Origin of the sequence: Pseudoalteromonas luteoviolacea, assembly GCF_001750165.1 — a bacterium.
GTDB classification, from domain to species: domain Bacteria; phylum Pseudomonadota; class Gammaproteobacteria; order Enterobacterales; family Alteromonadaceae; genus Pseudoalteromonas; species Pseudoalteromonas luteoviolacea_G.
The window spans coordinates 3,871,174-3,891,013 of sequence record NZ_CP015411.1 but is presented as its reverse complement, the minus strand read 5'-3'; the positions used below and the strand labels follow the sequence as shown (position 1 = coordinate 3,891,013).

Here is a 19,840-nt window from a genome sequence, read left to right as displayed (position 1 = left end):
GTTTATGCTTGACGATTATTATGAAAAATTTCATGCGGACTCAGGCTATGAGCGTTTACTGTTCAGAGCGGGTAAGGGGCTGCAAAGCAGAGAGCTCAATGATCTACAGTCACAGGTCAATCACCAAATAAAAGGAGTTGCAGATGTGCTCTTAAAAGATGGTGATTTGGTCAAAGGTGGTGAAGTGATCATTGATGCTAAGCTGGCTACTGCTTTGGTAACTGAAGGAGAAGTGTATATAGCTGGCCAAGTGAGACCAGTGCCTAGTAGTGTGGTTCCCATCGAGATGACGGGGAGTGTCGATATTGGTGTATGGCTCACGCACAATGTGGTGACCGAAGAGCAAGATCCGAGCCTCAGAGATCCTGCAGTTGATGCAATTAACTTTGACGAGCCAGGCGCTGCGCGCTTGCAGCAAGTTTGTCAATGGGGACTGCTCAGTGATGCCATTGGTCCTGATGATGCATTCTATCCGGTGCATAAAATAGAGCAGGGCACCTTAATTATTAAGCAACCTCCACCGCAGCTTGATGCAGTCACACAAGCTCTTGCGCGTTATGACAGAGAGTCAAATGGGGGCAGCTATGTGGTCGAAGGGATGTCTTTAAGTTATCGAGGCGCAGATCAGACGATTCAAAGTTTTAGCTTGGAAGAAGGTAAAGCACATATAGAAGGGTATGAAGTCGCATTTGCAACGTCGAGAACGGCTGAATTTGATTATGATCCTGATGTAGGAGAGGTCAAAGAAGAGCCTAAAACTTTTCAATCGGATAGCCAAGGTATCATGCGCATTGATACTGACTTTTTCCCAGTTAAACAAGTAGAAGAAGTCAATGTTACTGTTGAAAAAACGGCTCAACTTACCCGTGGCCAGTTAGCTGGTGGAGAAGATTTATTACAGGATGATTCTGTACTAGAGATCTTAAGTATTACTCAAGGCGACCCCAATTCTCAAGATAGTACGACTTATATCCAAGGAACGGATTTCATCTTTTTGCGAAACCACATCAGTTGGCAACTCAGTGGTGAAGAGCCCGCAGGTGGCAGCCAATATGAGGTAACCTACCGCTATAGAAAGCAGCTTATGCTCGATTTTGATGAATATGGTTTTAATCTTGATCGGCAGCTGGCTGATGGTGGTGTGATTGTCGATAATACTTTAGTAACGATTGACTATCAGTGGCACCGCCCACGTATTGATTTGATTGTGCTTGATCGCTTTGGCCAAATAAAACGGATCAAAGGTCAGGCAGCACATCAGTTCCCTACAGCACCGAAAGCACCAGCGCACCATTTGGCTTTAGCGCAAGTCACGCAATCTTGGCTAAGTGATCAGGCGCCCGAAATTGAAAACCTAGCAGTGCGTGCGGTCTCTATGTCACAGCTTGAGCAAATGCAAAATCAAATTGGCGATCTTTACCAATTGTTGGCAATTGAGCGTCTTCGCAATGATGCCAATAGCCAAGATCCTGCCAGTAAATACGGTGTTTTCGTGGACCCATTCATTGATGACGATATGCGTGATGCCGGCATTACACAAACAGCCGCAATTGTTGATGGCGAGTTAGTACTGCCACTTAGTGCTGATATTGCAGAGTTGCCAGTACCAAATGGAGGGTTACTGACCTTACCGTATGAGTTAGAAAATGTGCTCGAGCAGCCTAAGCAAACGGGCAGTATGAAAATAAACCCTTATCAAGCAGTTGAGCCTATCCCAGCCACGATTACTTTAACACCTAGCCTTGACCACTGGACACAAACGCAGCGCAGTTGGACGAGCCCAATCACGCAACGGTTTACTCGAGGCGGAGGATGGCGCACTCGTACCACACAATCAACGCAAACACAGGTGATTGGTCGCACAACGCGAAGTGCTGAGCTGTTGCGCCGACGTTGGGTGAACTTCTCCTTGTCTGGGTTTGGAGAGGGTGAAGTACTTAAGCGGGTAATTTTTGATGGCATTGTGGTTACACCTGAGGAGACATAATGATTAACGCAGATCCAAACGGCCGCTTAAGCGGCCGTTTTTATATTCCCGCAAACATTCCTGTTGGCAGTAAAACAGTGAGGTTTGAAGGAGAAAAAGGCTCATTCGGTGAGGCAACATACACGGGTAGTGGCACCATAGTGAGCGAAACAGCACGTCGTATTACCACAATTACAACGTTACGTTTTGACCCTTTAGCACAAACATTTACTTTGCCACAAAGACGCTTTATTGCTGGTGTTGAGCTGTGGTTTAAAAAAATAGGTGGGGATAAACCCGTTCGTGTTCAGATCAGAGAAACTGAAGTGGGTATTCCCAATCAGACTGTTCTAGCGGAGGCATCACTTGAACGACCTATGTTTAAAGTGAATGGCGAGCCAACTTTATTTGAGTTTGATCCAGTTTCGCTTAATGCGGGACAAGAGTATGCCATTGTGGTTTTAACTGATGACCCAGATCATGAAGTTGCCATCGCTGAGCTGGGTAAGTTTGATAGTGAAAGTGGGTGGGTAACCACGCAACCTTATCAAGTTGGCGTATTGCTCTCTTCAAGCAACGCCTCTACATGGACACCTCATCAAAACCGAGATTTAACTTTTCGGTTAAAAGCAGCACGCTTTACACAAACCACGCAAACGGTCCCACTTGGTCAAGTCGATTTGGATGAGCACAGTGATCTTTTGGCGATGGCCGTGATTGAGCGCCCGAGCAGTGAAACCCAGCTTCATTTTGAGTTCAGTGGTGCACAATTAGGTCAATTTAATCTCCAAGAGTGGCAGGCGCTGCGTTTAGCCAACAAAGTAAAAGAGCCTTTGCAGGTGAGCGCGAGATTAACCGGGACCGAGACGCAAACGCCGGTGTTATTTGACAGTGTACAAACCGCGCTGGGTACAGTGAGCAACGAAGCTGACTATGTAACACGTGCTATCCCATGCCAAATCGCTGGCAGTTTAAAAGTCAGTTTTGAAGGGCAGCTTCCAGGTACGGCGAAAGTAGATGTGTTTATCCAGCAACAAGGTCAATGGATAAACATACCGCAGAAAACGGCTCAGCCACAGGGCGATGGCTGGTTATTGTGTAATTATGAGTTCTCTAACTTGAGTGAATCGCAAGCTCGCGTGAAGTTGGTGCTGTCTGGCACACACATAGATAGGCCTCGTGTACGCTCCCTTAGAACCTTCTCAATTTAGGAGTGGGTATGATAGACGATAAAACCCTCTCTTACGCATTACCTCTCCCACACTCCGACAATTTATTACAGCAAGATGTAGAGCGCATTCGGCAAGCCATTATCGACATTGACCAGTTGCTCTATATGCAAACCAATCTTGACCAGCAGCAAGATACGCTGCTGAACGAGAAACTCAGACGAGTCAAGCTTAATCAGCTACTCGGCGAACCACTATTAACTTTATAAGAGGATATTATGGCGAGTATTCAAAATGCCGTGCAAGTCATGGTAGATAAGCTAGTTGCCGATATGGAAGGCAATCAGCCGCTTACAGCCGAAGAACAAGCATTAGTAAGTAATGCAATTACTAAACTCACCGACAATGCAAAGCTTGAGCAAGCGGTTGTAGCAGTTGCTGAGTCACATATTAATGATGCCACGTCGACACTACAGCAAGTATCTCAATCGAGTGGTGCTGCATTACAAAGCGCGACAGAATCTCTGACGCAAACAAGCGCAACACTCGATACAAAGTCTAGTAAATTAGATTTATTAGATTCAATGGCGCCGAATTTAAATCGAGTAGAGTCTTTGCAGGCTTCTAGTAACGCCTTGCATATAAGACCTTTATTTGGGATGACGCCAATAGATTCTCCTAGTACATCTTCAAATAACCGTAGGGCGACAGGTATATTTGCTGTTTACGACAATAGTGGAGATACTTATGCAATTAGACCGAGCTTTAGCCACAATGGGACTACGGAGCAGTGTCGATTAGAGTATTTAAAGCTCAATTCAAATGCTGCTGAAAAAACGACGACGCATACCAGCTTTGTTCATACGAATGCATTTGAGCAAAACCCAGCGAGTAAAATTTACTACTACGGCACCAGTGCGTATTTACCGCTTGCGAGCAAAAGCAATGCGGCAGATATTCAGTATGAAATTGTGTATAGCACACAGGACTCTCAGACAACTGCTATTGCAAACTACGGCGGCATATTCTGTAAATCATCAGGCTTTACCTCCATTACTAAACCAAAACAAAATTTAGATGCAATCGATCAATTTGGTATTAGTACAGCAACGACTCATGCTCATCATCAAGTAGGTGTTTTGTATGATAACAATAAACATTGTCTTGTTATGGTTGACGAAGGCACATCTGTATTGGTTGAAAAGTACCGTGATGGTAACGTTGTTACAACGACAGCTATTGCGAACAACGAAGAGTTACAAGCCTATGTGGATGCCGGTGACTTCACGGTTGTGAAATTTTTGTACCATAGCTTACAGCACGCTAATGGAAGACATTATTACAATCATTCAGAAACACCGATGAGTAGCTATGGTGTGAGTTATTATGGCTATTTTGGTCACTACAATGGCGTGACCAAAATGGGTGAAAATAAGTTTAGTGCCCATTACCGTTTCACGCATGAAAGACGTTTAGAGCCGCTTAACTACTTCTTCAGTTGTAGCACGGGTCATTACAATGCTCACAATTCACCAGATGCTGAAACTAAAGTGATACTTGAGACGATGTCAGGCGAAATATTGGGGGCATACTCTTATCATTCAAGACCTTACCACGCAGCATATGATAATGGTCTTATGGGCGGAGTAATTAGTTGTATTAATCCATATTCTGGAGCAGGCATTTTGAATGAGCATTACACCTATAATAATTATGGTCTTGGCCGTACTTGTCGCGCATTTTAAGGAGAAAACATGAGTTGTGAATATTTTGCCGATAAAGGCATGAAAATTGATGGAAACTACTGGTTGGTTCACCCTCAGACTGGTGTAGCTTGGAATAGCACCTCGATTGAAGATTACAAGCAAACATATGAGGCTCAGCAAATCGTAGTGGCTGAAGAACGGTTAAAAGCTGAAAAGGCCAATCAGCTTGCTGCGATAAAAGAGGCGGTGTTTAATAAGCTGAATGATGAGCAGTGGCGAGTGCAAAAAGCACAAGAACATCTATTGATGGCTGAGCTTGCAGGAGATCAGGCTGAGATAGGTTTGGGTAAGGCACATTTGGCAGAGTTGTTGGAACAACGAGAGCAGATCCGTTTGGCCAGTGACAAGGCAGAGCTTACTCTTGCGGATATTTCAACATCCAAAGAATTGGAAGAATTTACATTTGATGTAAATAATTCATTATAAATTTGGTGTAATGACCCGTTTTATTCCCATTAAACGGGTTAGTATCATCTGTGCTTGAGAAAGCAACAGACTTTTAATTCCACAACCTAAACCCGCTTAGTCGTGTCGAGCGGGTTTTCTTTTATTGAGTTTTAGGCTTCTTTTAAATTATTGCATATAGGGCAGGAATGACCTGTTCGAGATGCTTAAAATCAGTAAAATACCCCTAAGCTTGAGAAAAGCTTAAACAGCTTGTGACTGACACTGAGCTGACAAATTGCCCAACTATTAAAGCGCCATTTCACTTGTTTATTACGATAAATTAGCGCGTGGCGTTTTTTGTATTGAGCACAGGTTTAGCGGTTTTAAGGCGGTCATAAATGACCTGTTTTAAAGCCTTAAAATCAGTAAAATACACCTAAGCTTGAGAAAAGCTTAAACAGCTTGTGACTGACACTGAGCTGACAAATTGCCCAACTATTACAACGCCATTTCGCTTGTTTATTACGATAAATTAGCGCGTGGCGTTTTTTGTATTGAGCACAGATTTAGCTGTTTTAAGGCGGTCATAAATGACCTGTTTTAAAGCCTTAAAATCAGTAAAATACACCTAAGCTTGAGAAAAGCTTAAACAGCTTGTGACTGACACTGAGCTGACAAATTGCCCAACTATTACAACGCCATTTCGCTTGTTTATTACGATAAATGAGCGCGTGGCGTTTTTTGTATTGAGCACAGGTTTAGCGGTTTTAGGGCGGTCATAAATGACCTGTTTGAAACGCGTAAAATCAGTAAAATACACCTAAGCTTGAGAAAAGCTTAAACAGCTTGTGATTGACACTGAGCTGACAAATTGCCCAACCATTACAACGCCATTTCGCTTGTTTATTACGATAAATTAGCACGTGGCGTTTTTTGTATTGAGCACAAGTTTAGCGGTTTAAAGGCGGTCATAAATGACCTGTTTGAAACGCTTAAAATCAGTAAAATATACCTAAGCTTGAGAAAAGCTTAAACAGCTTGTGATTGACACTGAGCTGACAAATTGCCCAACCATTACAACGCCATTTCGCTTGTTTATTACGATAAATTAGCACGTGGCGTTTTTTGTATTGAGCACAGGTTTAGCGGTTTAAAGGCGGTCATAAATGACCTGTTTGAAACGCTTAAAATCAGTAAAATATACCTAAGCTTGAGAAAGCTTTACACAGTTATCCCATGAATCAAAACCCGTGCTCAAATGAGTACGGGTTTTTTATTGTAAATAGGAAAATTATGAGTGGCTTTACTAAATTAGACTTATCACAAGTTCCTGTTCCAGACGTTATTGCAACGCTTGACTATGAACAAGAGTATGAGCAACTCAAAGCCCAATTTTTATTACAAAACCCACAGTATCAAGCTGCGCTTTCATTAGAAAGTGACCCAGTTGCCTTGCTGCTACAAACCCTCGCATATCAACAGGTATTGCAAAAGCAAAAACTCAATGATGCCGTGGAGGGGAATATGCTGGCTTCAGCACAAGGGCATGATTTAGATGCCATTGCAGCGAGGTATAACCTTTCACGCAAAGCGTCTCCAGATGAGTCTGATGCCGCTTTTAGACAACGTATCCAATTGGCATTTGATGGGCTTAATACGGCAGGCAGCCGCGAGTCATACATTTATCACTCTATGTCATGTGATCCGCAGATAAAAGATGTGGCAGTACTTAGCCCAGAGCCTTGCGATATAGAATTGACTATATTGAGTGACCTTGATGCCGGTCAGCCAAACGATGGGCTGATTAATAAGGTGAAGCGCTATTTTTCTGCACAAGGCAATGAGCTGGCGGGTATTGATGAAGTAGCATCAAAAGTGCGCCCATTGGGAGACCGAGTCACGGTACATAAGGCACAAATAAAGCCATTTACGGTGAATGCTGAACTTTCTATTTTGCATGGCCCCTCCGGTAGTACGTTAGTGTCGGCAGCTGAACAAGCTGTTCGAGCATATTGTGATTCACGGCATTATCTCGGTAAAAAAGTCACCCGTGCGGGCATTTATGCTGCGCTGCACCAATCAGGTGTTGAGGATGTCACGTTGTTGAGTCCAATTGAAGACATTGTTTGTCTGACGACAGAAGCGCCTTATTGCGAGTCAATTTCGGTATCAATGGAAAATGTCTATGGATAAATTGATTCCAACCAATGCCAGTCAGCTGGTAAAGGCACTCAGTCAGCAGTTTCCCTCGCATCAAACCGTACGAAATTTACTTATTTCTTTATTAGCGCTTTCAACCCGAAGCGATGCGCAGTTAGTTTGGTTAGCAAAGCTATGTGGTATGCAACCCAGTGCAGTACTGATGAATCCAGACATCTTATTACAATGCAGTGCTAAGCAATTGTTAACGCTGGTGGACCATCCTGAATTCTGTGATGCACAGCAGCTCAATGAATTTGCTACACAGCTTAGTATTGAAAACTGGCAGCCTGATGAGGCTGATGCTGTGAAACGCGCACAAGTAAAATCTGCATGTGTGCTGAACGACAGTCGCTTGCTGCTTGCGAGTGTGTGGGATCCTTTTTTATGTCCAACAGAGTTGCTGCCTTGGTTAGCTTGGTCTGTGTCTGTGGACGAGTGGGATGAGGCATGGAGCGAAGCGTTAAAACGCCAAGTGATCAATGACGCATTCGCCGTGCACCAAGTGAAGGGCACGCCTTACGCGCTGCAAAAAGCGCTCGATAGTTTAAATATCAAAACCGAAATTAAAGAGTGGTGGCAAGGAGACAATTTAGAAGAGTTGCCCCGAGGCACTGTGCAAGTGTGGGCACTTATCAATAGTAATTTGGATGAGCAGCAGCAAGGAATGCTGACCCCCCAAATGTTAAAGCGAGTACGCCGTATTATTGAAGCGGTTAAGCGTGGCTCTATACATGTGGATGTGCAGCTGGGTTTGGCATTTACAGAAGGTTTTGGTTTAGCGGGCATTGCCTCCACTGCAATTTTACAGCGGGCAGATGCGCCTATTGGGGTGGGTATTAAACCCCCAAGTATGACACAAACTAATGTGATGCTTGGTGCTCAAGACACTTTTCAATCTGGGCACTATGCAATTTCTGGAAGTGGTGTTGTGCCGCCTGACTCTATAGGTACAAACGGTCTTTTTGGCATAACTGGTACAAACCAATCAAGACACTTAGCTATCAACAGCAAGGGCGTTGTGCCACCGCAATCAATAGGCTTTAAGTCGATTCAAGGCGTCACTAAAACACATCAATCGCAACATTTAGCAATCACTGCGTTAGGAATAAAACCCGCAGAGGTTATTGGAACGAGTGGCGCTGGCGGCGCAGCGACGAGTTACCTTTGTGCGAGCTTGCGTGTTGCTGGGTATGGAATTACACCAAGTGGCGGTACGGGGAATATGGCTCTAGCAAGTGGTTCTCGGCAAATTATTTATCAACATTTTAACTTACAAGGAGCTGCTTAATGTCTGCATTAACGCTGCAGTTTACCCAAGTAGGCTTAGATGCTTTATTAGCAGCGAAAGCCAATGGTAAAAAAGCACAGATCAGCCATATGGCATTTGGTGATGCGAGCTATACACCAACTCAAACGCAAACTAGCTTACAAAGCCTAAAAGAACGTCAGCCTATTCGTGATGACAATTACGAGACAGATGAAAACCACCAAGTCACGGTGGTTGCACTGTTTGATAAAGCCATATCGGCGCCTGAGTATGCTATTCGTGAAGTGGGTGTATTTATTCAAATAGATGAGCCTGTGGGTAGCGATGACAACTTAATTCTTTTGGGTGTGTACTCTGAACCTAATCGAACATTAGGTTATAGAACCCCCGATGTAAAGATTCTACAAAGTGTGACTTTGAGTCTTGCTCAACTCCCTTCTGATAGTGTTGAGGTAAAGCCGGGTATCGATAACTTTAATGTGTTGTTGGATAACGAATTGGCAGACTTAACTTTGGTGCAACTCGATACAATGCACCGCCAATTGAATCAAGAGCTTAGATTACTTGCATTGGAAAATGCTCAATCCTAATTTAGAGAGAAACCATGTCAAACGAACATACAACAATTACAGAACAATTGGCTGCTGTAGTGACGCGTTCTAATGCGCTATGCAATACAGTACAGGATCAAATTAATAATATTAACTCTACTCTAAACACGAAAACGACTGAGGTAGACAACTTTGTAACTCAGTCCAAAAATGAGTTAGAGACGAAATTTACTCACTTAAAAAATGGTTTTGTTGAAACAATTAATGGGTTAGACGTTTTCCAAGAAGGCTTGATTAAGCGGTTTGCTTTTAAATCGACTCTAAATGCAGGTGGATATACGGGAGCTTCTGATGGTCCTGATTCTAGCTACCCTACCTGCTTTAATCCACAGCCACCATATTATATCAATTTAATTGAATTCGATGCGCAAAATGTCGGCAGTGGCTTTGGTTATGATGGCGATACTTTTAATTGTGATTTTGTCATGGCACACCGAGGTATGGCCTCTTATGTTGACCATATTGTTATTAGCGGCACATCGCAGCAGGACTGTGTGTCAGCACATGTTGAAGTGAAGAAGGTGATGAACAGCGGCGCAATTAGTCTGTATATCTCTGAGCCTGGCGAAGAGCCTCGTGAAATACCGATTACAGCCGCGGATGTAGGAAAAACCTTAACGGTATTCTTTAGACAAATAAACAAAGGCTATAGCAATGGCCGAGCTAGAGTGACTTTGAAAGTAGACACTCGTCCTCACTGTGGCTCGACACGAGCTTTCCTTGCAAAATGTGAATACAGTTCAGTGAATGGTCGCCCTTGTGCAGACAGAATTTCTCAAACAGCGCCGACGTGGGAGCAATAATTTATGGAAAATAATTTTGTAACAGAACCTCATGGTGAAGATATTTCTTGGGTAACGGTGCGTTCGCAGCGGGATAATCTACTAGCTGAATCAGACTTGATGGTACTGAGAGCGCTTGAAGCGTCGCAGATGGTGCCTGCTGCACTTGCTGAATATCGTCAAGCCTTACGTGATTTACCTGATAGCTTTGCAAGTCCTGAAGAGGTGACTTGGCCCCAGTTAGCTGAGTAACGATAAACATGATATGGCTTTGAACACGTTAAAGTCATTAAATAGTAGGATTTATTATGTCTAATGACACAATGAGTATAACGGAAAGGCTCACCCATGTTGCTGCCCGAGCAAACGCGATGAGTGAAACGGTTAATGCACATTTAGGTGTGCTTAACTCAGCTATCCAGTCTGCAGAAACTAAGTTCGATAACTACATGAGCGGCGCTCGCGCTGAATTATCTCACATTTTGATGAGTAAAAATCAGTGCATGGAACCTAATGATAATGGGAGTGCAATCAAAGAATTCACCACTATTGGTTTAGAACGATTTGAAGTGATCAAAGAAGCCACTATTTATGCAGCGGCTGCGAATGATACAGATCACACAGGTAATGGTGTTGCACGAGACTTTCGCACGAATGTTTACAATGGTTATGTAAATGGCGCTTTTCATATTTTGAGGATTAAATGGAAGAGAAACAACGCTAATCACCCTGCTAGACTCGATAACAACTGGAACACTCGTTATCAGCAGGGAGCAATGACTTCTGGGTGCTATTTTAAGTTGCTATCAGGGACGGTTGATGGGTCTATGCAGCCTGTGAAAAGTTTTAATAATGGATGGCAGTTATTGGGGTATCGACAAAAAGCGGATAATACAGCGAAGTCTTTTTATGCGCCGCACACTAAGCTTGCGTTATCTACCTCACTTTTAGAAGAAGGTGAAGCATTGATTTGTTTATTCGGGACGGTCAGCGGTTATGTGGATTTTGAGACTGCGGGATGGGGTGTATACCCTGAGTTTTCAAGGCCAGCTGATGTATCCTCTGCTATTTCGCAATTGCGAGCTGGATTGACGCCATAGTCAGGTGATGTGATAAGGAAGAAATACTATGCAAATAAAACACAATGACACCTTGATTGCCTCGATTGGTGAAGTTTTAAGTTCAGCGCAGGTGGCTCATTTTCTGACTGCGAATGAAATCAATCTACCATTGGATGAGATAACTTTTGAGTACTCCCAAGGAGAAGCGCTAGAAGCGCGCAGGACAGCTTATATTGTAGAGTCAGATCCGTTATTCATGGAATGGCAGTACGATCAAACAGATACAAGCAAGCAAGCTTGGTTGGATAAGGTGGCAGAGATTAAAGCGCGTTATCCATTTCCAGCTTGACGTTTTTGGGCATTTCGTCCATCTCGACTCGCCTTTTCCTTCGAGTCACAACCATCATAAGTTTTAACTTCAAAGAGTAATAAACCTCATGCAAAGATGTACCTTAATTAATAAGGTGCTTGAATGCTTATCATCTGGACTTCAAGGGGTGGCACATGTGGGGCTCTTAAAAGCCGCACAACCTTACCCAGATCTGACGCAGCAAGCCCAACTGACAGTCAAGCTGCTCGGCGAACGTCAAGCCAGTGAACTGCAGGCGAAAGGCGCCGACAAAGGCGTCACATATGGACCGTCGTATAACAAAAACCTCAGTCCAAACTCACTCGATAGACGAGTGTTGCAGTTACAGCTAGACATTGAGTTGGAAGATGCCGACAACGCACAGTTGCTGCAACGACTTGACCAGTTGATAACCCAGTGTGAGGCGCTTGTGATGGTGGACGAAATGCCCATCCATTGGCAGCATTTTATCGCCCAAAAAAGTGATATATCGTTTAGTCATCAAGTCAGCTCAACACTTGCAAAAGCACAGCTTTACTGGGATTTTTATTATCAAGTGGAATACCCAGACGACCCTCCAGGACCTGCCATTACCGAAGTGTATTTGGGGCCCAAAGGGGGAGAATACAAGCTGATCAATAAAGCACCTACCACAACTTAGGAGCGACTATGATAGCAAATCAACAGCAGTCCGAACTGGCAGCCTCTGACATGCAGCATCGCTTTGCCAAATTGATTTCAATCGGGACGGTTGAAGAAGTTGACTATGATTTGGCGAGGGTGAAAGTGCGTATCGGTGAGTGGTTAACCGCAAAATTGCCTTGGTTGACCAATCAAGCTGCCCAAGACATGACATGGCAAGCGCCTGAAGTCGGTGAGCAAGTGTTAGTACTAGCCCCCAGCGGGGATATGGCACAAGGGATTGTATTGGGGAGTTTATATGCCAATGGACATGAACAGCCGCATTTTAAAATGAACCATGTGGTGGATGCGACCAGCGAAGGAGGTGCGCTAGTGCAGGCATTATCTGCCATCGCACCTGAATCTCGGGAGCATGTGCAGCGTACACATTATCAAGATGGCGCTATTGTACAGTACGACCGCGAAAATCATGCCTACGATATTTTTGTGCCGCAAGCCGACCCACAGGCGAAGATCAATATCTATTCTGGTGGGGATATAAATGTTGAGTGTCATAACGATACCAATATTACGATTGGGAATGATGCAAATGTATCAATAGGTAACAATGCCACCGTCGAGATTGGTGGGGCCGCTCAAGTTGATGTGACAGGCACTGCGGATGTCACTGTGGGCGATAACGTGTCTGTGAATGGCGGTGCAAATATCGATATCGTTGCCTCAGGAGCGTTAAATCTGACCGGAGAATCGGTTGCCGTAACGTCAACGGGCAGCAATGTTGAAGTGCTTGCTTCAGCAACGCTAAAACTCAATGGTACAAAGATCAGTGCACAGGAGTAAACGATGCCAGCTATTTCAGTAAACGGTGCGATTACAGATGTTCACGCAGGATATGCCCCTGGGGTTATTTCTGCTTCAGGTCCCAAGTTTACAGTGGGTGGTATCGATGTGCTTCGTGAAGGTGATAGTGTCAGTGTGCACGTTTATATGCCAGACCCAAAAGTGAACCACTCAGGAAAGGTTGTGCAAGCGGGCGCCCCCAATTTTACCATAGGTGGCAAAGCGGTTGCGCGACTGGGAGACCCCACAGATTGTGGCGGTAAAATTGCGATTGGTGTGGGCAGCTTCACGGTAGGAGATAAATGATGATTGGAATGAACGCGCAAACGGGTAAGCCGTTAGGTGGCGTTGAGCATTTAAAGCAGAGTATTCGCGACATTGTGACAACGCCGCTCGGTAGTCGAGTTATGCGTCGTGATTATGGCTGTGGGTTATTTGAACTCGTCGATAGGCCATTTTCTCACAACCTAGTTGGTGATATCACCATGTCGATTGCCAATGCGTTAGATAGGTGGGAGCCGCGCTTTCGTTTGGAAGGTGTGTCGGTGCATCCCGCTGGTGCGGGAAAAGTCGATATCACCATCGAAGGCCTTTACCTCATTAACAATGAGCCGGTCACAATAGAAGGGATCCTGCTCTAATTTATAGTGGTTGGCATATCAGTCAACTTTTCACACTTAACTTCATTCTGTACTGATTGGTACAGATAAAAAATTAATCAACTTAAGCCATGCGACTGACTTGAATTTTCAAGTTCGGTCACATGGCTTTTTTATTAGCTAATTGACATACCTTTAAAGGAGATATCTATGTCGCAATTTCTACACGGTGTAGAAGTCATCGAGGCGCAGTCTGGTACGCGCCCAATTAAAACAGTAAAAAGCTCAGTAATCGGTCTGATTGGTACTGCTCCACAAGCAGATACTGAAAAGTTCCCTCTTAACACACCGGTTTTAATTGCTGGTAAACGTGCGGAAGCTGCGTTGTTAGGTGAACAAGGCACATTGCCTGCAGCTATTGATGGTGTATTTGATCAAGCTGGTGCGGTTGTGGTTGTTGTGCGTGTTGACGGCGCAGACGACAATGCAATTATGACTAACATTCAAGGCGGTGTTGCTGCTGATGGTAGTTATGAAGGTGCCTACGCTTTCCTTGGTGCTGAGTCTGTATTAGGTGTGACACCTCGTATTCTAGTTGCGCCTGGTTTTACTCATCAGCGTCCATCTGGTGCAGCTAACCCAGTTGTCGCAGAGCTTGTAGGTATTGCAGAGCGCCTTCGCGCTGTGATCATTGCAGACGGTCCAAATACAAATGATGCAGATGCGATTGCATATCGTGGTGACTGTTCATCTCGTCGTGTGTTTGTAGTTGACCCTCAGGTGAAAGTATTCAAAGAAGGCGCAGTTGTAGATGAACCTGCAAGTGCGCGTGTTGCGGGTATGATCGCTAAATCTGACAATGACCGTGGTTTCTGGTGGAGCCCGAGTAACACGGCTATGAATGGCATTGTGGGTACTTCAAGACCAGTTGATTTCCAGCTTGGCGATAAGAATGCACGTGCAAACTTATTGAATGAAAAAGAAGTGTCTACAATCATTCGTCAAAATGGCTTCAAGCTTTGGGGTAACCGTACTTGTGCGACAGACCCTAAGTGGGCTTTCCTGTCAGTTGTTCGTACAGCGGATATGATTAACGACTCTCTACTTCGCGCACACATGTGGGCTGTTGACCGTAACATCACATCAACTTACATCAAAGATGTGACAGAAAGCGTTCAAGCTTACCTTGATAGCCTAAAGGCGCAAGGCGCTATCCTAGGTGGTCAAATCTGGGCTGATGAAGACCTTAATACGCCTGAAAACATTCAAGCGGGTAAAGTGTACTTTAGCTTTGATTTCACGCCGCCAACACCTGCTGAGCACATCACGTTCAAGAGCATCTTAACTAACAACTACCTAGAGGAAATCGTATAATGGCAATGTCTCCTAAAATCCTAAAGAAATCAAAGCTGTTTGTAGATGGTAAGGGTTACCTTGGCATTGCAGACGAAATCTCGCTTCCTAAAGTCACAGTCAAAACACGTGAAGTGACTTCAGGTTTCCAAGCGCCAATTGAGCTAGATGTAGGTCAACTTGAAAAGCTTGAAGGTTCAATCACGTTACTAGAGTACAACGCAGATGTACTTAAGTTACTTGGTGATTGGGGCGGTACTGGCAGAACAATTAACCTGACTGCACGTGGTGCGATTCAAAAGCAAGGTGCTGCACCTGAGCCTGTTGTTGTCACACTACATGGCTTCTTCAAAGAAGTAGACATGGGCAGCTGGAAAGACGGCGAAGAAGCGAAAATGACGCTGCAATACGCTGTTCAGAAGTACAAGTTAGAAATCAACAACGAAGTTATCTACAACATTGACTTGTACAACGATATCCGCGAAATCGCGGGTGTTGATCACATGGCTAACCTACGCAAGACTATCGGAGCTTAATCTATGACTGAAATCATTAAACTGACTTTCCCTGTTACGGTCGATGGGCATGAGTATGCAGAACTAAAAATGAGACGACCTAAAGTGCGCGATCGGTTAATGGTTGATAAAGCGGATATTAGCGAATCTGAAAGTGAAATCCGCTACTTCTCACATTTGTGTGAAGTGTCTCCAGATATCATCGAAGAGCTAGATTGGAGCGACTTTGTTAAGTTACGCGAGGCGCTCCAGGCTTTTCTCGTATCCCGCCCAAGCGTCTAAAAGCAATGGTGATTGCCCTGGCTAAGTACACAGGGTGGGGCTTGCAAGAACTCAACGGACTGACTGAAGACGAGCTCATCGAGTGGTTTGAAGCAGCCGTTGATTATAAAGAAGCAACAGAGGCGGGGTAACCCGCCTTTTTTTCACCAGCGCAAGTTTGATAGCTCAAGGACTTAAGCGCAGTTTTAGGGTCTTGAGCTATCAACCTTGGCACAGTGCCGTTCGTTGCGCTGTGCAATTCCACACATTCCCGCTTATTTCTCTTCCTAGGTATGATTATGAAACATCAAGGATTGTCTGCAAAAGACCGTTCAAAGAACAAAGTAAAGTACCGCCTACCTAAGCAGGATCAGGTTGATCCAAATGTTCAATTAGGCAGTTTGCTTGCTAATTTAGTTAAAGCTAAAAAGCCATTAGATACCAGCTCATTAGAGGCTGTGATAGGGCAGTTGGCCAATGTTAATGTCAATGAGCTACTGGGTAATACGAGCCAGATAATTTCTTCGCATTTAACACAATTTTCCAGCGCGCAAGCGAAGTCCAATAACGCAGTTACGCACAGTGCACAGGTTTTGCAAGGGGCTCAAGAAGAGCAACAAGCTGAAGCACTTAAAGCACAAGTGGATGCCAAAATTGGTGATGGTACAGGGTTAAGCGGTGCCATTAAATCACTGGCAGAGCAGGTATCGGCGCTAGATTTTCAGCAGTTACAAACAGCAGCAAGTAATGAGCTTGCACAGCTGCAGGCTGCACTACCACAGCTTTATGATGGCTTACCTATTAACGCCTTGAGTGAGTCGTTAGCCACGGCAACCGCGCAAGTACAAAATGCGGATGCGCAAAATACCTTAGATTTGCAGCTTGATGCTTTGCGCCAAGCTGCTCCTGTCATGGTTGACGCACTGGGTTTTGCGCAATTGGGTAGCGACATCACCAGTGCCACGCAGGGCATTGCGCAAGGTACCAGTAGTGCGACCTTCAATGAAGATTTAAATACGCTGATCCAAAGTGCTCCTCAGGTACTTGAAACGTTTGGCTTTGATAAAGCCAGTGATGTGGTTCAGCAAACATTGCCTGCTATTTCCTCGGTTAATTTTAAAGAGGTTTTTGAGGGTGATATAACAAGCTTAGCAAGTGCAGCGCCAGAGTTGTTGAATGCGTTTGATTTATCAGGAGCTGCAAAAACCCTCGAGGGTGCACTGCCTGTTGTTGAAGCGCTCAATGTTAAAGAGCTACTCAATGGTGATTTATCGAGTTTGGTTGATGCGGCGCCAGAAGTGCTTAATGCACTAGATATGTCCGGTGCCGCGCAAACGTTAGAGCAGGCATTGCCAGCGCTTGAGCAAGTCGATATCGCGGCGGTCATGCAAGGTGATTTAAGTACGCTGCAAAGTGCGGCACCTGAATTACTCAAAGCCGTTGATTTATCAGCTGCTACGCAGTCTCTAGCACAGCATATCCCAGCCTTATCTCAGTTGGACTTGGCAGGCGTCATCGATGGTGACCTAAGTCAAGTTGTGAGTATCGCGCCAGAGCTATTAAAATCAGCTGGCTTTGAGCAGGTCTCAAACACGCTCAGTGCGGCCATGCCAGCATTACAGCAGCTCGATTTAAAAGGCATTGCCAGTGGTGATGTTTCAAGCTTGATGTCAGCGGCGCCTGATTTGTTGGCCTCGGTTGGTTTGAATGAAGCATCCGAAACACTAGGAGCGGCTTTACCTGCGCTACAGCAGCTCGATTTAAAAGGCATTGCCAGTGGTGATGTTTCAAGCTTGATGTCAGCAGCGCCTGATTTATTGGCCTCGGTTGGTTTGAATGAAGCATCCGAAACACTCGGAGCAGCTCTACCTGCGCTACAGCAGCTTGATTTAAAAGGCATTGCCAGTGGTGATGTTTCCAGTTTGATGTCGGCAGCGCCCGATTTATTGGCCTCGGTTGGTTTGAATGAAGCATCCGAGACCTTGGGAGCAGCTTTACCTGCGCTACAGCAGCTTGACTTAAAAGGCATTGCCAGCGGTGATGTCTCAAGCTTAATGTCTGCGGCCCCTGGTTTACTGAAAGCTGCGGGGCTAGATGAAGCGTCAGAAACTTTAAGTGCAGCACTGCCAGCGCTACAGCAGCTTGACTTAAAAGGCATTGCCAGTGGTGATGTTTCAAGCTTGATGTCAGCAGCACCTGGTTTATTAAAAGCCGCTGGTTTAGATGAAATAGGTGCAACGTTAGATGCGGCTCTGCCAGCTTTACAAAAGCTAGACACCAAGGCCATTTTGGAAGGTGATTTAAGCTCATTGATGCAGCAAGCACCGCAGCTGCTTAATGCATTTGGGCTGCAAGACGCAGCAAGTTTATTCACCAAGCACTCTGCGCTGATTGAGAAGCTCGATTTCAAAGGTATTTTAAATGGCGACCTATCTTCATTGACTGGCGCTGTTCCCGACTTATTAGCTGAGTTTGGGCTCGGCGAGCTAGGTCTTGAGTCACTATTTGAAGGTGATGGAGAGGAAGAGGAGCAGTCTAAAAAGTCGAAGAAGAAATCGAAGAAAAACACCAAAAAACAGCGTAAAAAGCAATCTAAGCGAGATAAAAAGAGTAAGCAAAGTAAGACCCCGGACGTTGAGAACGATGCAGCTGATAACCGCAAAGAAACTAAGCTAAATCAGACGCCTGAGAAAAAGCAGGATAAGCGTAAAAAGCGCTCTAAACCTGTATTGAAAATCTTGGACGGTGGCAAAGCCAAACCGGTTGAGCAGCAACTTCAAGATAGTAAAGCAGGGTCTGCTAAGCAAGATACAAGCAAGCAATCTAAGCGCCAGTCCAGAAACCAGTCTAAATCAGGGAAGCCAACTAAAGCGCCTAAGGCCGCTAATGATGCAATTTTCTCAAAGCTGGGTAAGTTTTTCAGCCAAAAAGGCGGTGGTATAGCGAACTTTGCAAAAAATAATTTAAAGGGTGTTGGTCGGTTGAATGCCGCTTTAACCATTGCTACGAGTGGTTTTGATGCTTATTCCGCTTTAACCGATGACTCTTTAAGTAAGCGTGAGAAAACCAGTGCTGTGGGCGGGGCTATTGGTTCTGCTGGTGGTGCTATGGCAGGCGCTGCTGCTGGTGCTGCAATTGGCTCCGTGATCCCCGTTGTTGGCACGGCAATTGGCGGTATTGTTGGTGGTGCTATTGGCGCATTTGGCGGTGAATCTATCGGCTCATTTTTAGGTGATACATTGGGCGGTTGGCTCTTTGAGGATGAACCTAAAGAGGAAGCTGTCAAAGCTGATGAGTCTGTTGCGGTATCAAATACTTTGGCAAAAGATCAAGCTGATACTGATTTTAATGCCTCAACACAGCAAGCGTCGCAAGCAGCAAATTCGCCTCTGCAATTTGTCAAAGACAATGTCATCAATGAAGCCAATATGTTCACAGGTACTATGGCTGCGGTTGAGCAAGCTTCGGGTAAGCCAAATGGGAAGTGGAACAAAGCGTCCCAGCGAGGGCAATTACTTGGGCATGCGCTAAATGGTCACACCATTTATCAGGCTGCTGCAAATGATGAGTTATCAGCAGAGGAAAAAGCTCACACTATTGGTGGTACGGCGACTGGTGCGTTGAGCTCTGAGGTAGTGTCTAATTTAGTTGGCAAAATTCCCAAGTATGGCAAATTCCTAGCGCCAGTTGCTGGGTATCTAACGAATGCTGTGATGTCTCAAGTCGGTGGTGACTTCTTCGCTAGTTTATTTAGTGATGATAAGCCGCAAAATGCGGATGCACCCAAGACCAAAGCACCTTTATCAACGCCTACACCTCAAGCCCTTGCTGAGTCTAGTACATCGAACTCGCAAATCAGTAGCGATGTGCAAGCACAGCAAGTCGCGGGCAACATCACAGTGAATGCAAATATCACGGTGAATGCACAGTCTGAGCAGCAAGCACATGAGATAGCACAGCAAGTGAAGCAAGTGCTAGATCAACAGCAGCAACAAGCGATGCGCGATTATCGTGCTCGATATTATAACGAAGTAGCTTAAGGGGAGTCCCCCTTAAGCTTTCATACGAGG

21 protein-coding genes are annotated in these 19,840 nt (G+C 44.9%); all 21 read left to right on the top strand.

Annotated features, from left to right (window positions below):
* Positions 1 to 4 precede the first annotated feature (4 nt).
* Complete coding sequence (locus S4054249_RS16525) at positions 5 to 1,987, top strand: DUF4815 domain-containing protein (protein WP_046358342.1); 1,983 nt, start codon at positions 5 to 7, stop codon at positions 1,985 to 1,987.
* Positions 1,987 to 3,177: a hypothetical protein gene (locus S4054249_RS16520; protein ID WP_046358341.1), complete on the top strand. Its 1,191-nt coding sequence runs from the start codon at positions 1,987 to 1,989 to the stop codon at positions 3,175 to 3,177. Before S4054249_RS16525 ends, S4054249_RS16520 begins: the two co-directional genes overlap by 1 nt.
* Positions 3,178 to 3,185: 8 nt before the next feature.
* Positions 3,186 to 3,404 (top strand): hypothetical protein, encoded by a 219-nt coding sequence (locus S4054249_RS16515; protein WP_046358340.1) that lies wholly within the window; start codon positions 3,186 to 3,188, stop codon positions 3,402 to 3,404.
* Positions 3,405 to 3,413: 9 nt separating this feature from the next.
* A complete protein-coding gene (locus S4054249_RS16510) occupies positions 3,414 to 4,880 on the top strand; it encodes a hypothetical protein (protein WP_046358339.1) in 1,467 nt (488 codons plus the stop codon).
* 9 nt (positions 4,881 to 4,889) lie between these two features.
* Complete coding sequence (locus tag S4054249_RS16505) at positions 4,890 to 5,327, top strand: hypothetical protein (protein WP_046358338.1); 438 nt, start codon at positions 4,890 to 4,892, stop codon at positions 5,325 to 5,327.
* A gap of 1,254 nt (positions 5,328 to 6,581) precedes the next feature.
* A complete protein-coding gene (locus S4054249_RS16500) occupies positions 6,582 to 7,481 on the top strand; it encodes a baseplate assembly protein (protein WP_046357457.1) in 900 nt (299 codons plus the stop codon).
* Complete coding sequence (locus S4054249_RS16495; RefSeq protein WP_052961077.1) at positions 7,474 to 8,778, top strand: phage tail protein I; 1,305 nt, start codon at positions 7,474 to 7,476, stop codon at positions 8,776 to 8,778. The genes S4054249_RS16500 and S4054249_RS16495 overlap by 8 nt, the downstream gene beginning before the upstream one ends.
* Entirely contained in the window at positions 8,778 to 9,347 is a 570-nt protein-coding gene (locus S4054249_RS16490) for a phage tail protein (RefSeq protein WP_046357458.1), read from the top strand. Before S4054249_RS16495 ends, S4054249_RS16490 begins: the two co-directional genes overlap by 1 nt.
* A 14-nt stretch (positions 9,348 to 9,361) precedes the next feature.
* The gene (locus S4054249_RS16485) at positions 9,362 to 10,171 is read left to right on the top strand and encodes a hypothetical protein (RefSeq protein ID WP_046357459.1); all 810 of its coding nucleotides are present in this window, start codon (positions 9,362 to 9,364) and stop codon (positions 10,169 to 10,171) included.
* Between the two features lie 3 nt (positions 10,172 to 10,174).
* Entirely contained in the window at positions 10,175 to 10,402 is a 228-nt protein-coding gene (locus S4054249_RS16480) for a phage tail assembly chaperone (RefSeq protein WP_046357460.1), read from the top strand.
* A gap of 56 nt (positions 10,403 to 10,458) precedes the next feature.
* On the top strand, positions 10,459 to 11,250 hold the full coding sequence (locus S4054249_RS16475; protein ID WP_230851870.1) for a hypothetical protein: 792 nt from the start codon (positions 10,459 to 10,461) through the stop codon (positions 11,248 to 11,250).
* A gap of 28 nt (positions 11,251 to 11,278) precedes the next feature.
* Positions 11,279 to 11,560, top strand: coding sequence for a hypothetical protein (locus S4054249_RS16470; protein WP_046357461.1), 282 nt, complete (start codon positions 11,279 to 11,281; stop codon positions 11,558 to 11,560).
* An 88-nt stretch (positions 11,561 to 11,648) separates the two neighbouring features.
* Positions 11,649 to 12,221, top strand: a complete 573-nt coding sequence (locus S4054249_RS16465; protein WP_039608574.1) for a hypothetical protein — start codon at positions 11,649 to 11,651, stop codon at positions 12,219 to 12,221.
* A gap of 8 nt (positions 12,222 to 12,229) precedes the next feature.
* On the top strand, positions 12,230 to 13,042 hold the full coding sequence (locus tag S4054249_RS16460; RefSeq protein WP_046357462.1) for a phage baseplate assembly protein V: 813 nt from the start codon (positions 12,230 to 12,232) through the stop codon (positions 13,040 to 13,042).
* Between the two features lie 3 nt (positions 13,043 to 13,045).
* The gene (locus S4054249_RS16455) at positions 13,046 to 13,348 is read left to right on the top strand and encodes a PAAR domain-containing protein (protein ID WP_046357463.1); all 303 of its coding nucleotides are present in this window, start codon (positions 13,046 to 13,048) and stop codon (positions 13,346 to 13,348) included.
* The gene (locus S4054249_RS16450; RefSeq protein ID WP_230851869.1) at positions 13,345 to 13,683 is read left to right on the top strand and encodes a GPW/gp25 family protein; all 339 of its coding nucleotides are present in this window, start codon (positions 13,345 to 13,347) and stop codon (positions 13,681 to 13,683) included. Before S4054249_RS16455 ends, S4054249_RS16450 begins: the two co-directional genes overlap by 4 nt.
* Before the next feature lie 168 nt (positions 13,684 to 13,851).
* Positions 13,852 to 15,015, top strand: coding sequence for a phage tail sheath subtilisin-like domain-containing protein (locus S4054249_RS16445; RefSeq protein WP_046357465.1), 1,164 nt, complete (start codon positions 13,852 to 13,854; stop codon positions 15,013 to 15,015).
* Positions 15,015 to 15,530, top strand: a complete 516-nt coding sequence (locus tag S4054249_RS16440) for a phage major tail tube protein (protein ID WP_052961078.1) — start codon at positions 15,015 to 15,017, stop codon at positions 15,528 to 15,530. The genes S4054249_RS16445 and S4054249_RS16440 overlap by 1 nt, the downstream gene beginning before the upstream one ends.
* A 3-nt stretch (positions 15,531 to 15,533) precedes the next feature.
* The gene (locus tag S4054249_RS16435; RefSeq protein ID WP_039608579.1) at positions 15,534 to 15,791 is read left to right on the top strand and encodes a phage tail assembly protein; all 258 of its coding nucleotides are present in this window, start codon (positions 15,534 to 15,536) and stop codon (positions 15,789 to 15,791) included.
* 5 nt (positions 15,792 to 15,796) lie between these two features.
* Positions 15,797 to 15,922, top strand: coding sequence for a hypothetical protein (locus S4054249_RS27170; RefSeq protein ID WP_256370531.1), 126 nt, complete (start codon positions 15,797 to 15,799; stop codon positions 15,920 to 15,922).
* A 147-nt stretch (positions 15,923 to 16,069) separates the two neighbouring features.
* On the top strand, positions 16,070 to 19,810 hold the full coding sequence (locus S4054249_RS16430) for a hypothetical protein (RefSeq protein WP_052961079.1): 3,741 nt from the start codon (positions 16,070 to 16,072) through the stop codon (positions 19,808 to 19,810).
* Positions 19,811 to 19,840 lie beyond the last annotated feature (30 nt).